Here is a 17,497-nt window from a genome sequence, read left to right as displayed (position 1 = left end):
ACTGCTGCTCCTCAGACCGGCAGGTGGTTGATGGGGTGGGCGTCCGTGGCCCACAGGTACTGGACGGCGTACGCGCGCCAGGGCCGCCAGCCGGCGGCCCGCGCCGTGAGCGCGGACGGGGTCGACGGCAGACCGAGCCCCTGCGCGGCGCGCCGCACGCCCAGATCGGACGGCAGGAACGCGTCCGGGTCGCCGAGCGCCCGCATCGCGATCACCTCGGTGGTCCACGGGCCGAAGCCGGGCAGCGCCGACAGCTGCGCGCGGGCCGCGTCCCAGTCGCTGTCGATGCCGAGCGGCAGCGAACCGTCGGCCAGCGCCGACACCAGGGTGGTGAGCGTGGCCCGCCGGCTGCGCGGCAGGGCCAGCGACTCCGGGTCGAGCCCCGCGAGGGCCTGCGGCGACGGGAAGAGGTGCGTCAGCCCGCCCAGCGGGTCCTCGACGCGCTCCCCGTACGCCGTGACCAGCCGGGCGGCGTGCGTGCGCGCCGCCGCGGTGGACACCTGCTGGCCCAGCACGGCCCGCACGGCGAACTCCGCCGCGTCGACCGTACGGGGGACACGGCGCCCCGGGGCCTTGTCCACGAGCGGCGCCAGCAGCGGGTCGGAGCGCAGCTGCTCGTCGACGGCCTCGGGGTCCGCGTCGAGGTCGAGCATCCAGCGGCAGCGGCTGATCGCGATCGTCAGGTCGCGCAGGTCGGTGAGGGCCAGGCGGCAGCCGATGTGGTCGGGCTGCGGGGTCAGCGCCACGACGCCGGTGCCGTGGGGGAGGCGCAGGGTGCGGCGGTAGGCGCCGTCGCGCCACTCCTCGACACCGGGGACGGCGGTCGCGGCGAGGTGCCCGAAGAGGTTGTCGGGGTTCAGGGGGGCCCGGAACGGCAGCCGCAGGCTGATGGTCCCGGGGATCCGGGGCGGGGCGTCCTTCTTCCGCCCGGCCTTCACGGACCGCTCCCGCAGCTCGCTCGGGGAGAGGGCGAAGACCTCGCGGACGGTGTCGTTGAAGGTGCGGATGGAGGAGAAGCCGGCGGCGAAGGCGACGTCGCCCATCGGAAGCTCGGAGGTCTCGATGAGCAGCCGCGCGGTCTGGGCGCGCTGGGCCCTGGCCAGGGCGAGCGGGCCGGCGCCGAGTTCGGCGCCCAGCTGCCGTTCGACCTGGCGGGTGGAGTAGCCGAGGCGGTTGGCCAGGCCGGGGACGCCCTCGCGGTCGACGACCCCGTCCTGGATCAGCCGCATCGCCCGGGCGACGGCGTCGGCGCGGGCGTTCCACTCGGGGGAGCCGGGGCTCGTGTCGGGCCGGCAGCGCTTGCAGGCGCGGAACCCGGCCTGCTGGCAGGCGGCGGCGCTGGGCAGGAAGGTCATGTTCTCGACCTTCGGCGGCACGGCGGGGCAGCTGGGCCGGCAGTAGATCCGGGTGGTCAGGACGGCGGTGAAGAACCAGCCGTCGAAGCGGGCGTCCTTCGACTGCACGGCCCTTACGCAGCGCTCGGTGTCGGTGTGCATGGCTCCAGGATCCGGGGCGTGATCCCCGGCGGCTGGCGGTTTTCCGACATCAAGGCTAACGCGGGGTGGGGTGGGGTGGGGTGGGGTCGGGTGGGCGGGGGCGGGCGGGGCCGTGGCCGGCGGCGGGGCGGGGGCTGTCCGGGGTAGGCATGATTTATGGCCCCCCGGCCGGATGGAAAGGCGCCCCGCGGCAAGGGCCACAAATCACGTTTTACACCCCGGACAGCCCCCGCCCCACCACCGACCCCGTCCCCGCCCTCAGGCCCACCCCCCCGTCCTGGGCCCCTCCTGCACCCAGTCCCCGGCCCTGAGGCGCCACGGGGGTCATGGAGGCCATGAGGGGGCCATGAGGGGGCCATGGGGTGGGGGGAAGGGGCCTGGAGGGGACAGGTCAGGGTCGGGGTGGGGTCGGGCCGAGTAACGGGGGCCGGGACAGGGCCGGGTCGCTCCGTGGGCAAGGGGGCCGGGACAGGGCCGGGTCGCTCCGTGGGCACGGGGGCCGGGTCGGGGTCGGGGACGGGGACGGCGGCGGGGCGGGGAGGGTCCGGGGTGTAAAACGTGATTTGTGGCCCTTGTGCCGAGTCCTGTGGCATTCCGCTCGGGGGCCATAAATCATGCCTACCCCGGACCCTCCCCGCCCCGCCGCAGGCCCCGGCCCCGACCCGCGCCACCGCCGCCCGGCCCCGCCCCCGGACACGCAGAGGGCCCCCGGATGCCCATGGCATCCGGGGGCCCTCATCGGTACAGCTAGCGCAGCGACGTGGCGCGGGCTTCGCGGCGGTTGTGGCGGAAGGTGTTGGCCCTCCGAGTCGTCGCGAACAGCGGAATGGTCGCCGCCATCGCGATCTGCAGCGCACAGCCGGTCTGCAGCAGCAGCTGACCGCCCGGGGCGTCGAACGCCCAGGCCGCCAGCAGCCCCATCGCGCCGATGATCCAGCAGAGCATCGCCACCGCGAGGACACCCCGCGGCTTGGGGTACTCGACCCGGCTCACCATCAGCCACGCCACCCCGATGATCGCCAGCAGCGTCGGGATGAACGGAAGCTCCAGCAGCACGATCGACACGACCGTCAGCGCGCCGAACGGGCTCGGCATGCCCTGGAACATGCCGTCCTTCATCGTCACGCAGCTGAATCTCGCGAGCCGCAGCACCACGGCGAGCAGCACCACGATCGCGGCCAGCGCCGACATCTTCTGGTCCGCGTCGACGGCGACCATGCCGTAGACGAGGACGAAGTAGGCCGGGGCCAGGCCGAAGCTGATCAGGTCGGACAGGTTGTCCAGCTCGGCACCCATCGGGGAGCTGCGCAGCTTGCGGGCCACGATGCCGTCGAAGAGGTCGAAGACCGCGGCGAGCAGCATCAGTATCACCGCCGTGGCGGCGCTGTTGCGGGCCATGCCCGTCTCGCCGCTCCCGGTCAGGTGCGGGATGAGGATTCCGGTGGTGGTGAAGTACACCGCCATGAATCCGCACGTTGCGTTGCCGAGGGTGAGGGTGTCCGCTATCGACAGCCGCAGCGAGAGCGGCATGTCGTCCTCTGCGGACTCCTCCTCGGCGGACTCGGGCACCCAGCCGGTGGCCGGAGTCTCAGGGTCAGTCACGGTCAATTCGTGTCACCCCCGCGGTGGTGGCCTGACCGACCTCGACCGCGACCTCGACGCCCTCCGGGAGGTAGATGTCGACGCGGGAGCCGAAGCGGATCAGACCGATGCGTTCGCCCTGCTCCACCTTGGTGCCGGCCGGCAGGTACGGGACGATGCGCCGGGCGACGGCGCCGGCGATCTGCACCATCTCGATGTCACCGAGCTCGGTGTCGAAGTGCCAGACAACGCGCTCGTTGTTCTCGCTCTCCTTGTTGAAAGCCGGGACGAATCCGCCGGGGATGTGCTCCACGGACGTCACCGTGCCCGCGAGGGGCGCGCGGTTGACGTGGACGTTGAGCGGGCTCATGAAGATCGCGACCCGGGTCCGTCCGTCCTTCCACGGCATGATGCTCTGCACCACACCGTCGGCGGGCGAGATGACACGGCCCTGAGCGATCTCACGCTCCGGGTCGCGGAAGAACCACAGCATGCCCGCGGCGAGCGCGGTTGCGGGCACGGCCACAGCGGCCCAGCGTCCGGACTTGCGCGCCCGGGTGAGGCTGAGCGCCGCGGTGGCGACGGTCGGCAGAAGCCACGGCGATGCTCCGCGGGCGAGACGTACGCCGAGTCGGCTGTCGCGGGATGCAGAGGTTTGGCTGTGGGGCATGGATGACCTTCGTAGCGGGTGATTGCCGCGCCGCAAACAGGGGGACGGGACGGCGGCTTTACTGGAATGCTATCGGTTGCGCGCAACAACTGGGCAAGCCAGAAGCCGAGTCGATGACCGTCGGCCAGTGACTGGTAGTGACCTTGCTGCGACGGACCCGGGGAGGATCCGCCGCAAAAGGGACTTTCAGCCCTGGAGTCGGTACTCCTCGAGCAGGCGTCGCCCGATGATCATTTTCTGGATCTCGGCGGTACCTTCGCCGATCAGCAGCATCGGGGCCTCGCGGTAGAGGCGCTCGATCTCGTACTCCTTCGAGAATCCGTATCCACCGTGGATCCGGAAGGCGTCCTCCACGACCTCCTTGCAGTACTCGGAGGCGAGGTACTTCGCCATCCCCGCTTCGAGGTCGTTTCGTTCCCCAGAGTCCTTTTTGCGTGCTGCATTCACCATCATCGCATGAGCGGCTTCGACCTTGGTAGCCATCTCGGCCAGCTTGAACTGGATGGCCTGGTGTTCGGCGATCGCCTTGCCGAAAGTGTGACGTTGCTGGGCATACGAGACGCCGAGTTCGAAAGCACGCTGAGCGACGCCACAGCCACGCGCCGCCACGTTGACGCGGCCGACCTCGACGCCGTCCATCATTTGGTAAAACCCTCGGCCGGTCTGGCCGCCGAGGACGCGATTGGCCGGAATGCGCAGTCCGTCCATGATGAGCTCGGTCGTGTCGACGCCCTTGTAGCCCATCTTGTCGATCTTGCCGGGGATGGTCAGGCCGGGGCGGACCTCACCGAAGCCGGGCTCCTTCTCGACGAGGAACGTCGTCATCGACTTGTGGGGCGCGGTGCCCTCGGGGTGTCCTTCGTCACTCCGGACGAGAACGGCCACCAGGGTGGAGCTGCCGCCGTTCGTCAGCCACATCTTCTGGCCGTTCAGGACGTACTCGTCGCCGTCCTTCACCGCCTTGGACGTGATGGCCGACACGTCGGAGCCGAGCGCCGGCTCGGACATCGAGAACGCGCCGCGCACCTCGCCCAGCGCCATGCGCGGGAGGAAGTGGTCCTTCTGCTCCTGAGTGCCGTGCTGCTTGAGCATGTACGCCACGATGAAGTGCGTGTTGATGATGCCCGAGACGGACATCCAGCCCCGCGCGATCTCCTCGACGCACAGGGCGTAGGTGAGGAGCGACTCACCCAGGCCGCCGTACTCCTCCGGGATCATCAGCCCGAAGAGGCCGAGCTCCTTGAGACCGTCGACGATCTGCTGCGGGTACTCGTCGCGGTGCTCCAGCTCGGTGGCGACCGGGATGATCTCCTTGTCGACGAACTCGCGGACGGTCTTGAGGATCTCCCGCTGGACGTCGGTCAGCCCGGCGGTCTGGGCGAGTCGGGCCATGGCTACTTCTCCTGGGTCTTCAGCTGGGGGCGGCCGGGCTGCTCGCCGCCGCGCTCCTTGATGTACGTCTCGGTCGGGACCATCACCTTGCGCCGGAAGACGCAGACGAGGGTGCCGTCCTGCTTGTAGCCCTTGGTCTCGACGTAGACGATGCCGCGGTCGTTCTTCGACTTCGACGGGGTCTTGTCGAGGACCGTGGTCTCGCCGTAGATCGTGTCGCCGTGGAAGGTCGGCGCCACGTGCCGCAGGGACTCGATCTCCAGGTTGGCGATGGCCTTCCCGGAGACGTCCGGCACGGACATGCCGAGCAGCAGCGAGTAGATGTAGTTGCCCACGACCACGTTCTTGCCGAAGTCGGTGGTGTTCTCGGCGTAGTTCGCGTCCATGTGGAGCGGGTGGTGGTTCATGGTCAGGAGACAGAAGAGGTGGTCGTCGTACTCCGTGACCGTCTTCCCGGGCCAGTGCTTGTAGACGGCCCCGACCTCGAACTCCTCGTACGTGCGTCCGAACTGCATGGTGGTCTGTCCTTGTCAGCTGGCGGGAATCTCGAACTTGGTGGTGCGCTCCATGCCGGCGGCCCGGCCCTTGCCCGCGATGACCAGGGCCATCTTGCGGCTGGCCTCGTCGATCATCTCGTCGCCGAGCATCGCGGAGCCCTTCTTGCCGCCGGCCTCCGAGGTGCACCAGTCGTACGCGTCGAGGATCAGCTCGGCGTGGTCGTAGTCCTCCTGGGAGGGGGAGAAGACCTCGTTGGCCGCGTCGACCTGGCCGGGGTGCAGCACCCACTTGCCGTCGAAGCCCAGCGCCGCGGCCCGGCCGGCCACCTCGCGGTAGGCGTCCACGTCGCGGATCTGGAGGAAGGGGCCGTCGATGGCCTGGAGGTTGTGCGTACGGGCCGCCATCAGGATCCGCATGAGGATGTAGTGGTAGGCGTCCGCCGGGTAGCCGGGCGGCTGCATGCCCACGACCAGGGACTTCATGTTGATCGAGGCCATGAAGTCGGCCGGGCCGAAGATGATGGTCTCCAGCCGGGGCGAGGCGGCGGCGATCTCGTCGACGTTCACCAGGCCCTTGGCGTTCTCGATCTGCGCCTCGATGCCGATCTTGCCGACCTCGAAGCCCATGGTCTTCTCGATCTGGGTCAGGAGGAGGTCGAGGGCGACGACCTGCTGGGCGTCCTGGACCTTCGGCAGCATGATGCAGTCGAGGTTCTGGCCGGCGCCCTCGACGACGGTGATGACGTCGCGGTAGGTCCAGTGGGTGGTCCAGTCGTTGACGCGCACGACGCGGGTCTTGCCGGTCCAGTCGCCGTTGTTCAGCGCGTCCACGATGGTGTGGCGGGCGCCTTCCTTGGCGAGCGGGGCGCAGGCGTCCTCCAGGTCCAGGAAGACCTGGTCGGCCGGCAGGCCCTGGGCCTTCTCCAGGAACCGCGGGTTCGAGCCGGGCACCGCGAGGCAGGAGCGACGCGGGCGAAGGCGGTTCACCGGGTGGACGGGCGTGGTCATGCGGGGACCTCCGTGCTTGCAACGAGTGCGTTGTCTGTGTCGAGGGGGGCGAGCTTGTTGGCCTTGCGGATCTCGTCGACGATACGGCCGATGATCTCCGTGATGCCGAAGTCCTTCGGGGTGAAGACCGCGGCGACACCCGCGGCCTTGAGCGCGACGGCGTCGGCGTTCGGAATGATGCCTCCGACGATGACGGGGATGTCACCCGCCCCCGCCCCGCGCAGCCGCTCCAGGACGTCCGGGACGAGGGCGCTGTGCGATCCGGACAGGATGGACAGTCCCACGCAGTGCACGTCCTCGGCCAGCGCGGCGGAGGAGATCTCCTCCGGCGTCAGCCTGATGCCCTGGTAGACCACCTCGAAGCCGGCGTCGCGGGCGCGGACGGCGATCTGCTCGGCGCCGTTGGAGTGCCCGTCCAGGCCGGGCTTGCCCACCAGCAGGCGCAGCCGGCCCGAGCCGAGCTCGTCGGCGGTGCGGGCGACCTTCTCGCGGACCTCGTGCATCGGCGTGCCCGGTTCGGCGGTCACGGCGACGGGGGCCGAGGAGACCCCGGTCGGTGCGCGGAACTCGCCGAACACCTCGCGCAGCGCGCCCGCCCATTCGCCGGTGGTGACACCGGCCCGGGCGCACTCCAGGGTGGCCTCCATCAGGTTCTCGGTGCCCGCCGCGGCCTCCTTCAGGCGCTCCAGCGCCTGCTGGGTGGTGGGGAAGACGAACGGGTCGCCGTTCCCCTGGCGGTCCGAGGACTCCTGGCGCTCGGCGCGCCAGCGGCCGATCCGCTCGACGGTGAAGGCCTCCACTGCCCCGTCCACGGTCATGATGGCGCCGTCCAGGTCGGCCGTCAGCGGGTTCGGCTCGGTCTGCTCGAAGCAGTTCACGCCGACGATCTTGTCCTCGCCGGCCTCGATCCGCGCCCGCCGCTCGGCGTGCGAGGAGACCAGCTGGGACTTCAGGTACCCGGACTCGACGGCGGCCATGGCGCCGCCCATCTCCTGGATCCGGTCGATCTCGGCCAGGCAGTCGGCGACCAGGGAGTCGACTTTGGCCTCGATGACGTGGGATCCGGCGAAGATGTCGTCGTACTCCAGCAGGTCGCTCTCGTGGGCGAGGACCTGCTGGATGCGCAGCGACCACTGCTGGTCCCAGGGCCGGGGCAGGCCCAGCGCCTCGTTCCAGGCGGGCAGCTGCACCGCGCGGGCGCGGGCGTCCTTGGAGAGGGTGACCGCGAGCATCTCCAGCACGATGCGCTGGACGTTGTTCTCCGGCTGCGCCTCGGTGAGTCCCAGGGAGTTGACCTGGACGCCGTAACGGAAGCGGCGCTGCTTCGCGTTCTCGATGCCGTAGCGCTCCTTGGTGACCTTGTCCCAGATGCGGCCGAAGGCGCGCATCTTGCACATCTCCTCGATGAAGCGGACGCCCGCGTTCACGAAGAAGGAGATACGGGCGACCACCTCGCCGAAGCGCTCCTCGGGAACCTGCCCCGAGTCGCGCACCGAGTCGAGGACGGCGATCGCCGTGGACATCGCGTACGAGATCTCCTGGACCGGGGTGGCCCCGGCCTCCTGCAGGTGGTAGCTGCAGATGTTGATCGGGTTCCACTTCGGGATGTGGTTGACCGTGTACGCGATCATGTCGGTCGTCAGCCGCAGGGACGGCCCCGGCGGGAAGACGTGCGTCCCGCGCGAGAGGTACTCCTTGACGATGTCGTTCTGGGTGGTGCCCTGGAGCTGGGCGATGTCCGCGCCCTGCTCCTCGGCGGCCACCTGGTAGAGCGCCAGCAGCCACATGGCGGTGGCGTTGATCGTCATCGAGGTGTTCATCTGTTCCAGGGGTATGTCCTGGAACAGCCTCCGCATGTCGCCCAGATGGGAGACCGGGACCCCGACCCGGCCCACTTCGCCGCGGGCGAGGATGTGGTCGGGGTCGTAGCCGGTCTGCGTCGGCAGGTCGAACGCGACCGACAGGCCGGTCTGGCCCTTGGCGAGGTTGCGGCGGTACAGCTCGTTGGACGCCTCGGCCGTGGAGTGGCCGGCGTACGTCCGCATGAGCCACGGACGGTCCTTCTGGCGCTCTGTCATCTCAGGCTGTCCCTTAGGCCTTTGAACGGTCTCAGACGTTGCGGAAGCGGTTGATGGCGTCGAGGTGCTTGGCGCGCATCTCGTGGTCGCGGACGCCCAGGCCCTCCTCGGGGGCCAGCGCGAGGACGCCGACCTTGCCCTGGTGGAGGTTGCGGTGGACGTCGTAGGCGGCCTGGCCGGTCTCCTCCAGGGAGTAGACCTTCGACAGGGTGGGGTGGATCTTGCCCTTGGCGATCAGGCGGTTGGCCTCCCACGCCTCGCGGTAGTTGGCGAAGTGCGAGCCGACGATCCGCTTCAGCGACATCCACAGGTAGCGGTTGTCGTACTGGTGCATGTAGCCCGAGGTCGAGGCGCAGGTGGTGATGGTGCCGCCCTTGCGGGTGACGTAGACCGAGGCGCCGAAGGTCTCGCGGCCCGGGTGCTCGAAGACGATGTCGATGTCCTCGCCGCCGGTCAGCTCGCGGATCTTGGAGCCGAAGCGCTTCCACTCGCGGGGGTCCTGGGTGTGCTCGTCCTTCCAGAACTTGTAGCCCTCGGCGTTGCGGTCGATGACCGCGGTGGCGCCCATGGCCCGGCAGATGTCGGCCTTCTCGGGGGAGGAGACGACGCAGATCGGGTTGGCGCCGCCGGCCAGCGCGAACTGGGTGGCGTAGGAGCCGAGGCCGCCGCTGGCGCCCCAGATCAGGACGTTGTCGCCCTGCTTCATGCCGGCGCCGTTGCTGGAGACCAGCTGGCGGTAGGCGGTGGAGTTGACCAGGCCGGGGGAGGCGGCCTCCTCCCAGCTCAGGTGGTCGGGCTTGGGCATCAGCTGGTTCGACTTGACGAGCGCGATCTCGGCCAGGCCGCCGAAGTTGGTCTCGAAGCCCCAGATGCGCTGCTCGGGGTCGAGCATCGTGTCGTTGTGGCCGTCGGAGGACTCCAGCTCGACGGACAGACAGTGCGCGACGACCTCGTCGCCCGGGTTCCAGGCGTTGACGCCGGGGCCGGTGCGCAGGACGACGCCCGCGAGGTCGGAGCCGATGACGTGGTACGGGAGGTCGTGGCGCTTGGTGAGCTCCGACAGGCGCCCGTAGCGCTCCAGGAAGCTGAAGGTGGAGACCGGCTCGAAGATCGAGGTCCACACGGAGTTGTAGTTGACCGAGGAGGCCATGACCGCGACCAGGGCCTCGCCCGGGCCCAGCTCCGGCACCGGGACGTTGTCCAGGTGGAGGGACTTGCGCGGGTCCTTCTCGCGTGTCGTCAGCCCCGCGAACATCTCCGCCTCGTCCTTGTGCACGGTGATCGCGCGGTACGAGTCGGGAAGCGGCAGGGCTGCGAAGTCTGCTGCGGTGGCGGACTGCGACTGAATCGCGTCCAGGATGTCCTTCACGGTGAGCCTCCGGCTAGCGCTGATGAGGGTGCGCTGAGGTGAACGGGTGCGTGGAGCGGGTGCGGTGTGCCGTCGGTCCGGCTGTGCTGTGGTGCTGGGCGCCGCCCGTGGTGGGGCGTGCGGGGTGCCTGGTGACGCAGGCGTCCGGGGCGCGTTCCGTGCCGTGTGGGCGTGGGTCGCGGGGACATCCGGACGACTTCAACGTATGGCACCCCGTGTCACCCGGCAAGGCACCGCGTGCCAAAACTTTCTCTCATTTGCCTATTGACCTGCGCAGATGAGCGATGATCGATCAGAGTTACCGCCGAGTAGGGGCAAGCCGGACATACGAAAGCGGCCGCCCCCTCCTCGGGGACGGCCGCTGTGACGAGCATCGCTTCCGGCGGTGCTACCGCGCGCGCAGTGCCTCTTCGATGGTCCGCATGACCTCGTCCAGGGGCGCGTCGGTGCGGGCCACCGCCACCAGCACCTCGCCCTCCGTACGGACGGCCGCCGGCGCGGACGGCGCCGCCGGGCCCAGGGTGCGGCCCGCGCCGATCCCCGTACCGAAGGTCTTGCGCACGATCGAGAAGGCGTGGTCCAGCTGCGCCTCCACGTCACCCTGGCCGCCGGCCCGCAGCCAGCGCCGCAGGACGTGGTTGTGGGCCGTGACCACCGCCGAGGCGGCCACCTCGGCCAGCAGCGGGTCGTCGTTGCCGTCGTGGTGGTCGGTCTCGTCGAAGTGCGCCAGCAGGTAGCGCGTGAACAGCCGCTCGTACCGGGCCACGGAGGCGATCTCCCGCTCCCGCAGCGCCGGCACCTCGCGGGTCAGCCGGTAGCGCTCCACCGACACCGCGGGCGAGGCGGCGTACATCTTCATGACTTCCTTGATCCCGCGGCACACCGTGTCGAGCGGGTGCTCGTGCGCCGGGGCCACGTCCAGGACCGCCTCGGCGCGGATCAGGGTGTCGTCGTGGTCCGGGAAGATCGCCTCTTCCTTCGACCGGAAGTGCCGGAAGAAGGTCCGCCGCGCGACCCCGGCCGTCGCGGCGATCTCGTCGACCGTCGTCGCCTCGTACCCCTTGGTGGCGAACAGCTCCATGGCCGCCGTGGCCAGCTCGCGGCGCATTTTGAGCCGCTGGGCGGCAGCCCGGGTGCCGGCCGCGCTCTCCGGGGCGTCGGGGGCCGAGGAGGCGCGGGGCGAGGTCTTGGCGGGCTGGGACATAGAGCGAAAGTACTTCATTCGCGCAGGGGAGCGCGCCTGAGGGGGGTGGGAGAGGGGTGGATGCGGGGGAGAGCCCGCACTGGGCTCGGGAGGGTCAGTCCGCCGTGAGGGTCCGGCGGACCCGAGCAGCCCTCCCCACGCATCCGGCTCATGGCCCGCTCGGTTACCGCCGGGCGTACTCACGGAATCCGCGGCCGGTCTTCCGGCCCAGGCAGCCCGCCGCCACCAGGTGCTCCAGCAGCGGGGACGGGGCCAGGCCCGGGTCGCGGAACTCCTTGTGGAGGACCTTCTCGATGGCCAGCGAGACGTCGAGGCCGACCACGTCGAGCAGCTCGAACGGTCCCATCGGGTAGCCGCCGCCCAGCTTCATCGCCGCGTCGATCTGGTCGAGGCTCGCGTAGTGCTCCTCGACCATCTTGATCGCGTTGTTGAGGTACGGGAACAGCAGCGCGTTCACGATGAAGCCGGCCCGGTCCCCGCAGTCCACCGGGTGCTTGCGCACCTTCACGCAGATCTCGCGGACCGTGGCGTGCACGTCGTCGGCCGTCAGGACGGTCCGGACGACCTCGACCAGCTTCATCGCCGGGGCCGGGTTGAAGAAGTGCATGCCGATCACGTCCTGCGGACGCGAGGTCACCCGGGCCACGGCGATCACCGGCAGCGAGGAGGTGGTGGTGGCGAGCACCGCGCCCGGCTTGCAGACCTTGTCCAGCGCCGCGAACAGCTCCTGCTTGACCGCCAGGTCCTCGGCGACCGCCTCCACCGCCAGGTCCACCTCGGCGAAGGCGTCCAGCGACCCGGCCGGGGTGATCCGGCCCAGGGTCTCGTCCGCCGCCTCCTGCGTCAGCCGGCCCTTGGACACCGCACGGCCCAGGGACTTGCCGATGGCGGCCTTGGCGGCCTCCGCCTTCTCCTGGCTGCGCGCCGCCAGGACCACGTCGAACCCGGACTGGGCGAAGACCTGCGCGATGCCGCTCGCCATGGTGCCGGAACCGGCCACGCCGACCGAGCTCACCGGGCGGCCCGCACCCAGCAGGGACCCGTCCAGCGGGGTCTGCAGGTCGCGGACGATCACCGAGCTGCCGGGTGCCTCGTACGTGTAGAAACCGCGCCCGGACTTCTGCCCGGCCAGCCCGGCCTCGGCCAGCTGCCCGAGGATCGGGGCCGGGGCGTGCAGCCGGTCGCCGGAGGAGGCGTACATGGCCTCCAGGACCGTGCGGGCCGTGTCCACGCCGATCAGGTCGAGCAGCGCGAGCGGGCCCATGGGCAGGCCGCAGCCGAGCCGCATCGCCGCGTCGATGTCCTCGCGGGAGGCGTACTTCGCCTCGTACATGGCGGCGGCCTGGTTGAGGTAGCCGAAGAGCAGGCCGTCCGCGACGAACCCGGGCCGGTCGCCGACCGCCACGGGCTCCTTGCCGAGTTCGCGGGCCAGCTCCGTGACCGCTTCCACGGCCGTCGGGGCGGTCAGGACGCAGGAGACGATCTCGACCAGCTTCATCGCCGGGACCGGGTTGAAGAAGTGCAGGCCCAGCACGCGCTCGGGGCGCTGGGACTCGGCGGCGAGCCGGGTCACCGACAGGGCGTTGGTGCCCGTGGCCAGGATCGTGTCGGGCCGCACGACCGCGTCGAGCTCGCGGAACACCTGCTGCTTGACCTCGTACGACTCCGGCACGACCTCGATGACGAGATCGGCCTCGGCCACGGCGGCCAGATCGGTGAAGGTGCGGAAACGGGCCAGGACGTCCGCCCGCTCCTGCTCGGTGAGGCGCTCCCGGGCGACGGAACGCGCGGTCGCCGCGGCGAGGGAGGTCGAGGCCCGGCGGGCGGCGGTCTCGCTGATGTCGATGCCGATGACCTCGCGGCCGGCCCGGGCGAGGACCTCGGCGATGCCGGTGCCCATCGTGCCGAGGCCGACGACGGCGATGGTCTGGAGGGTGGGCTGACTGGACTGACGGTCCATCGAGGGACTCCAGTGGAAGAGGGTGACGACTGAGGGGGCGCGCGGCGCACGGCGCGCGCGGATGCCGTACGGAGTGCCGTGCGGTGAGGAGCCCGGGGCGGGAACCGCCCGGACGGGAACCCGGCGGGGAGGAACCCCGGGGGTGGAAGCGGCAGGACCCTGTCCCGGGGCCATACCGTGCATGCGAGAACGAACCGACCGGCACGAGGCGGCTGCGTCACCAGGCCGCCCTCGTACGTGTTGCAACGACAGTAACTCGCCGGTAACTGGTGCGCCAGAGCGCGGAGATGTGACCTGTACCGCCGAAATGTACCGATCATCGATCATCGATCAACCGGCCTTGATCATCTGCGGGAACCCGGCGTGCCGACCGCCCCGCCCGCCTAGGGTGGGCCGCGTGAACGACGTGCTGGAGCGCTTGCGGGCGGAGGCGGGCGGGTCGCCCGAGTACGAGGTGCTGCTCGCGGCCGGCCCCGACGCGCTGGCGGACTCACTGACCTCGGCCGGGCTGCCCCTGTGGGCCCGCGAGCTGGCCGCGTACCGGCTCGGGCTCGCCGGGGACCGGCGCGCCTTCGAATCCCTCGTGCTGCTCCTCAACCACCGGGACCCGCCCCGCTGCGCGGCCGCCGCCGAGGCCCTGGCCGCCCTCGGCGACCCGCGCACCGCCCGCGCGGCCGCGGCCCTCGCCACCAACGGCCTGCGCACGGCCTACGCCCTCCAGCCCGTCCGGCTGCTCACCGCCCTGCGCGCCCCCGAGTCCGTACCGGCCCTGCTCACCACCCTGTCGCGGCTGCTGTCCCCGAACGATCCCTACTGGCGGGTGGCCCTGGCCTGCGTCGAGGGCCTGGGCGCCCTCGGCGACCCCCGCGCACGCGAACTCCTCACCCGCGCCCAGTCCCACCCCCGCCTGGCGGTGGCCGCGACGACCGCGCTGCGCGGCCTGCCTCCCGGCTAGGGCCGGTGGATCAGGGCCGGGCCGGGGCCGTCGCCGGGGGCTGTGCCGGGACGACCGCGAAGGCCTCCACCTCCAGCAGGAGCTCGGGACGGACCAGGGCCGCGACCTGGACCGCCGAGGAGGCCGGGAGGCGGTCCGCGGGGATGACCGCGTCACGGGCGGCCCGCACCGCGGGGAGGTGCGCCACGTCCGTGACGAAGTAGGTCAGTTTCACGACGTCGTCGAAGGTGGCCCCGGCCGCCGCCAGGCACCGGCGCAGGTTCTCGAACACCTGGCGGGCCTGGGCGGCGGCGTCGCCTTCGCCGACCACCTCGCCCTTCTCGTCGAAGGCGCACTGGCCGGAGACGGCGACGAACCGCCCGGTGCCCCAGACGACGTGGCTGTATCCGGTACCGGGGCTGACGCCCTCCGGGGCGTGGACGCGGGTGAGGTGGCCGTGCTCAGGCGTGATGGTCATGGGCACGATCGTGCCCTGTGAAGATCAGCCGCGGAAGCCCAGCAGGCCGTGCAGGGCGGCGCCGCCCGCCGAGGACGGCACGGCCCGCGTCGCCGTCGTCGGCTGCGGGGCCGCCTGCGCCGGGCAGGTGGCGTCCGCGGCCTGCCCGGTCCTCAGGTAGGCCGCCACCTTCTCGTCCAGGCACTTGTTCCCGCTCAGGGCGATGCCGTGGTTGCCGCCGCCCTCCTCGACCACCAGGGCCGAGCCCGACAGCTTCTCCCGCATGCTGACCGCCCCCTCGAAGGGGGTCGCCGCGTCGTCCGTCGCCTGCAGGAGCAGGGCGGGAGGCAGATCCGCGTTGGTCACGTCCGGGGCCCGGAGCGGCTCGGTCGGCCAGAACGCGCACGGCGCGTTGTACCAGGCGTTGTTCCAGGTCATGAACGGCGCCTTGGTGTGGGTGCGCCACATGTCCGCGCGCCACTCGTTCCAGTCCCGGGGCCAGGCCGAGTCCCGGCACTGGACCGCGGTGTAGACGCTGTAGCTGTTGCCCGCCGAGGGCTCCACCGCTCCGAACCGCTCGTACGCCGCCACCAGGGGCTTCGGGTCCTTCTTCACCGCGTACGCCGCGAAGGCCTCGGCCAGGTTGGGCCAGTAGCCGTTGTAGTAGCCGCCCGGCATGTAGGTGTCCTCCAGCTCCGACGGGCCCACCTTGCCGCCGGCCGGGGTCCCGCGCAGCGCCTGCCGCATCGCGTACCAGCGCGCCTCGACCGCCGCCGGGTCGGTGCCGAGCCGGTAGGTGGCGTCGTGCCGCGCCACCCACGCCAGGAACGCCTTGTGGCGGGCGTCGAAGGCGAGGTCCTGGGAGAGGTTGTCCTGGTACCAGACGCCGTTCGGGTCGACGACGGAGTCCAGGACGAGCCGGTGCACCCGGCCCGGGTGGCGCTTGGCGTACACCGCGCCCAGGTAGGTCCCGTAGGAGTAGCCGAAGTAGCTGATGCGCTCCGCGCCGAGGGCGGTGCGCAGCACCTCGATGTCCCGGGCGGCCGAGACGGTGTCGATGTGCGGCAGCACGTCCGCGTGCTTGGCGCCGCAGGACTCGGCGAAGGCCCGTACGCGGTCCAGGTTGGCGTGCTCGGTGGCCGCGTCCTGCGGCACGGAGTCGGGCCGCACCGGGGTGAAGTGCCCGGCCCCGCAGTCGAGGGCGGGCTCGCTCTTGCCGACGCCCCGGGGGTCGAAGCCGATGACGTCGTACTGCGCGGCCACGTCCTTGGGCAGCGTGGAGGCGACGAACCCGGCGAGCGCGCGCCCGCTGCCGCCCGGACCGCCCGGGTTGACCAGCAGCGGGCCCTGGGAGGTCTTGGCGGTGTGGGGGACCCGGGTCAGCGCGAGCGTGATCGTCCGGCCGGCGGGCCGGTCGTGGTCGAGAGGCACCTTGAGGGACGCGCACTGCAGCGTCGGGTAGCGGGGCGTCGCGCAGCCGGTCCAGCGCAGGGCGGCCTGTGCGGCCGCCGCGGCCGGGGCGGGCGAGGCCGGGGCGGCCGTCACCGGACTCGCGAGGGCGGCGGCGACGGTGGAGATCGCCAGCAGGACGGCGGCGCGCTTCTTCAAGGGGTGGAGCATGGGGCCTCCCAGCCGAGGGTTCTGGGCGGAATCGTCCCGGAAACCACGCCTGGAAGACGGGATTGGAATGGCTATTGGCCCGATGTGATGACCGTTCAGGGCGTGATGGACGTCAGAGGAGGGTGAGCTGGGTGGCCCCGGCCGGCTCGGGTCCGTCCCGGCGTTCGGGGCCGGCGGTCCGGCGGGTCGCGCCCCGCCGGGCCGGGCCGATGCCGAATTCGGCCGCCAGTTCGTGGACTTGGCGGGTGATCATGCGCTGGTACCAGGTGGGCGCGTACGAGCCGCCCGCGTACATCCGCTCGTAGCGCTCGACGAGGTGCGGGTGGTGCTCGCCCAGCCAGGCGGTGAACCACTCGCGGGCCCCGGGCCGCAGATGGAGTACCAGGGGTGTCACGGAGGTGGCGCCGGACTCGGCGACGGCCCGCACGGTGGCCCGCAGCTGCGCGGGGGAGTCGCCGAGGAAGGGGATCACCGGGGCCATCAGCACCCCGCACTCGATCCCGGCGTCGGTCAGCGTCCGCACGGCGTTCAGCCGGGCGGCGGGGGAGGGCGTCCCGGGCTCCACGGTCCGCCACAGGGGCGTGTCGGTGAAGCCGACGGAGACCGAGATCCCGACCTCGGTGACCTCGGCGGCCTCGCGCAGGAGCGGGAGGTCCCGGAGGATCAGCGTGCCCTTCGTGAGGATCGAGAAGGGATTGGCGCGGTCGCGCAGGGCCTCGATGATCCCGGGCATCAGCCGGTAGCGGCCCTCGGCGCGCTGGTAGCAGTCCACATTGGTGCCCATGGCGATGTGCGCGCCGGTCCAGCGGGGCGCGGCGAGCTCGCGGCGCAGCAGTTCGGGGGCGTTGGTCTTGACCACGATCTGGGAGTCGAAGCCGAGGCCGGTGTCGAGGTCGAGATAGCCGTGCGTCTTGCGGGCGAAGCAGTACACGCATGCGTGGCTGCAGCCGCGGTAGGGGTTGACGGTCCATTCGAACGGCATGCGCGAGGCGCCGGGGACCCGGTTGACGATCGACCGGGCCCGCACCTCGTGGAAGGTGATCCCCCGGAACTCGGGTGTGTCGATGGTGCGCGTCACGACCGCGCCGGCCCCGAAGAGCGCGGCCGGCCCCGCGGGGCCTTCGGTCAGGTTCTCCCAGCGCATGGTGCGCCTCCCTTGCTGGCTCTGCCGAGAGAATAGAACAAATGTTCCCATGATCGTGCGGGCGTGGAACCTTGCCGGTCGGCGACC

At 71.1% G+C, this 17,497-nt stretch carries 14 protein-coding genes; 1 reads left to right on the top strand and 13 read right to left on the bottom strand.

Annotated elements, in window-relative coordinates; genetic code table 11:
• Positions 1-11: 11 nt before the first annotated feature.
• From OHA91_RS08135 to OHA91_RS08090, 10 genes are all read right to left on the bottom strand, one after another.
• The gene (locus tag OHA91_RS08135; RefSeq protein WP_328738935.1) at positions 12-1,496 is read right to left on the bottom strand and encodes an AlkA N-terminal domain-containing protein; all 1,485 of its coding nucleotides are present in this window, start codon (positions 1,494-1,496) and stop codon (positions 12-14) included.
• A gap of 747 nt (positions 1,497-2,243) precedes the next feature.
• On the bottom strand, positions 2,244-3,104 hold the full coding sequence (pssA, locus tag OHA91_RS08130) for a CDP-diacylglycerol--serine O-phosphatidyltransferase (RefSeq protein ID WP_245386197.1): 861 nt from the start codon (positions 3,102-3,104) through the stop codon (positions 2,244-2,246).
• Complete coding sequence (locus OHA91_RS08125; protein WP_031158098.1) at positions 3,091-3,747, bottom strand: phosphatidylserine decarboxylase; 657 nt, start codon at positions 3,745-3,747, stop codon at positions 3,091-3,093. The genes pssA and OHA91_RS08125 overlap by 14 nt, the downstream gene beginning before the upstream one ends.
• Positions 3,748-3,933: 186 nt before the next feature.
• Positions 3,934-5,139 carry an acyl-CoA dehydrogenase family protein gene (locus OHA91_RS08120; protein ID WP_031158096.1) on the bottom strand — a complete coding sequence of 402 codons (1,206 nt, stop codon included), beginning with the start codon at positions 5,137-5,139 and terminating at the stop codon, positions 3,934-3,936.
• Positions 5,140-5,141: 2 nt separating this feature from the next.
• Positions 5,142-5,654 (bottom strand): MaoC family dehydratase, encoded by a 513-nt coding sequence (locus OHA91_RS08115; protein ID WP_030027414.1) that lies wholly within the window; start codon positions 5,652-5,654, stop codon positions 5,142-5,144.
• Between the two features lie 15 nt (positions 5,655-5,669).
• Positions 5,670-6,644 (bottom strand): HpcH/HpaI aldolase/citrate lyase family protein, encoded by a 975-nt coding sequence (locus OHA91_RS08110; RefSeq protein ID WP_031158092.1) that lies wholly within the window; start codon positions 6,642-6,644, stop codon positions 5,670-5,672.
• The gene (locus OHA91_RS08105; protein WP_037634175.1) at positions 6,641-8,722 is read right to left on the bottom strand and encodes a protein meaA; all 2,082 of its coding nucleotides are present in this window, start codon (positions 8,720-8,722) and stop codon (positions 6,641-6,643) included. The genes OHA91_RS08110 and OHA91_RS08105 overlap by 4 nt, the downstream gene beginning before the upstream one ends.
• Before the next feature lie 31 nt (positions 8,723-8,753).
• Complete coding sequence (gene ccrA / locus OHA91_RS08100) at positions 8,754-10,091, bottom strand: crotonyl-CoA carboxylase/reductase (protein WP_031158088.1); 1,338 nt, start codon at positions 10,089-10,091, stop codon at positions 8,754-8,756.
• A 388-nt stretch (positions 10,092-10,479) separates the two neighbouring features.
• Positions 10,480-11,295, bottom strand: a complete 816-nt coding sequence (locus tag OHA91_RS08095; protein ID WP_031158087.1) for a TetR family transcriptional regulator — start codon at positions 11,293-11,295, stop codon at positions 10,480-10,482.
• Between the two features lie 163 nt (positions 11,296-11,458).
• Positions 11,459-13,255, bottom strand: coding sequence for a 3-hydroxyacyl-CoA dehydrogenase family protein (locus OHA91_RS08090; protein WP_328738934.1), 1,797 nt, complete (start codon positions 13,253-13,255; stop codon positions 11,459-11,461).
• Positions 13,256-13,652: 397 nt separating this feature from the next.
• On the opposite strand from OHA91_RS08090, the gene OHA91_RS08085 reads away from it, so the two are divergent.
• Positions 13,653-14,210: an adenylosuccinate lyase gene (locus tag OHA91_RS08085; protein WP_328738933.1), complete on the top strand. Its 558-nt coding sequence runs from the start codon at positions 13,653-13,655 to the stop codon at positions 14,208-14,210.
• Positions 14,211-14,220: 10 nt separating this feature from the next.
• On the opposite strand, the gene OHA91_RS08080 is transcribed toward OHA91_RS08085, so the two are convergent.
• The 3 genes from OHA91_RS08080 to OHA91_RS08070 all read right to left on the bottom strand — a co-directional run bounded on the left by OHA91_RS08080 (position 14,221) and on the right by OHA91_RS08070 (position 17,410).
• Entirely contained in the window at positions 14,221-14,667 is a 447-nt protein-coding gene (locus OHA91_RS08080; protein ID WP_328738932.1) for a RidA family protein, read from the bottom strand.
• Positions 14,668-14,691: 24 nt separating this feature from the next.
• Complete coding sequence (locus tag OHA91_RS08075) at positions 14,692-16,266, bottom strand: alpha/beta hydrolase (protein ID WP_328738931.1); 1,575 nt, start codon at positions 16,264-16,266, stop codon at positions 14,692-14,694.
• 112 nt (positions 16,267-16,378) lie between these two features.
• Positions 16,379-17,410 (bottom strand): Rv2578c family radical SAM protein, encoded by a 1,032-nt coding sequence (locus tag OHA91_RS08070; RefSeq protein WP_328738930.1) that lies wholly within the window; start codon positions 17,408-17,410, stop codon positions 16,379-16,381.
• Between the last annotated feature and the right edge of the window lie 87 nt (positions 17,411-17,497).

The organism is Streptomyces erythrochromogenes, assembly GCF_036170895.1.
GTDB classification, from domain to species: domain Bacteria; phylum Actinomycetota; class Actinomycetes; order Streptomycetales; family Streptomycetaceae; genus Streptomyces; species Streptomyces erythrochromogenes.
This window is presented reverse-complemented; position numbering and strand designations above follow the sequence as displayed.

Excerpts from the sequence above, each read along its gene's own strand:
- OHA91_RS08135 (WP_328738935.1), bottom strand. The coding sequence starts at position 1,496 with ATGCACACCGACACCGAGCGCTGCGTAAGGGCCGTGCAGTCGAAGGAC.
- OHA91_RS08120 (WP_031158096.1), bottom strand. The coding sequence starts at position 5,139 with ATGGCCCGACTCGCCCAGACCGCCGGGCTGACCGACGTCCAGCGGGAG.
- OHA91_RS08125 (WP_031158098.1), bottom strand. The coding sequence starts at position 3,747 with ATGCCCCACAGCCAAACCTCTGCATCCCGCGACAGCCGACTCGGCGTA.
- OHA91_RS08090 (WP_328738934.1), bottom strand. The coding sequence starts at position 13,255 with ATGGACCGTCAGTCCAGTCAGCCCACCCTCCAGACCATCGCCGTCGTC.
- OHA91_RS08115 (WP_030027414.1), bottom strand. The coding sequence starts at position 5,654 with ATGCAGTTCGGACGCACGTACGAGGAGTTCGAGGTCGGGGCCGTCTAC.
- OHA91_RS08080 (WP_328738932.1), bottom strand. The coding sequence starts at position 14,667 with ATGACCATCACGCCTGAGCACGGCCACCTCACCCGCGTCCACGCCCCG.
- OHA91_RS08095 (WP_031158087.1), bottom strand. The coding sequence starts at position 11,295 with ATGTCCCAGCCCGCCAAGACCTCGCCCCGCGCCTCCTCGGCCCCCGAC.
- OHA91_RS08075 (WP_328738931.1), bottom strand. The coding sequence starts at position 16,266 with ATGCTCCACCCCTTGAAGAAGCGCGCCGCCGTCCTGCTGGCGATCTCC.
- OHA91_RS08105 (WP_037634175.1), bottom strand. The coding sequence starts at position 8,722 with ATGACAGAGCGCCAGAAGGACCGTCCGTGGCTCATGCGGACGTACGCC.
- OHA91_RS08070 (WP_328738930.1), bottom strand. The coding sequence starts at position 17,410 with ATGCGCTGGGAGAACCTGACCGAAGGCCCCGCGGGGCCGGCCGCGCTC.
- OHA91_RS08110 (WP_031158092.1), bottom strand. The coding sequence starts at position 6,644 with ATGACCACGCCCGTCCACCCGGTGAACCGCCTTCGCCCGCGTCGCTCC.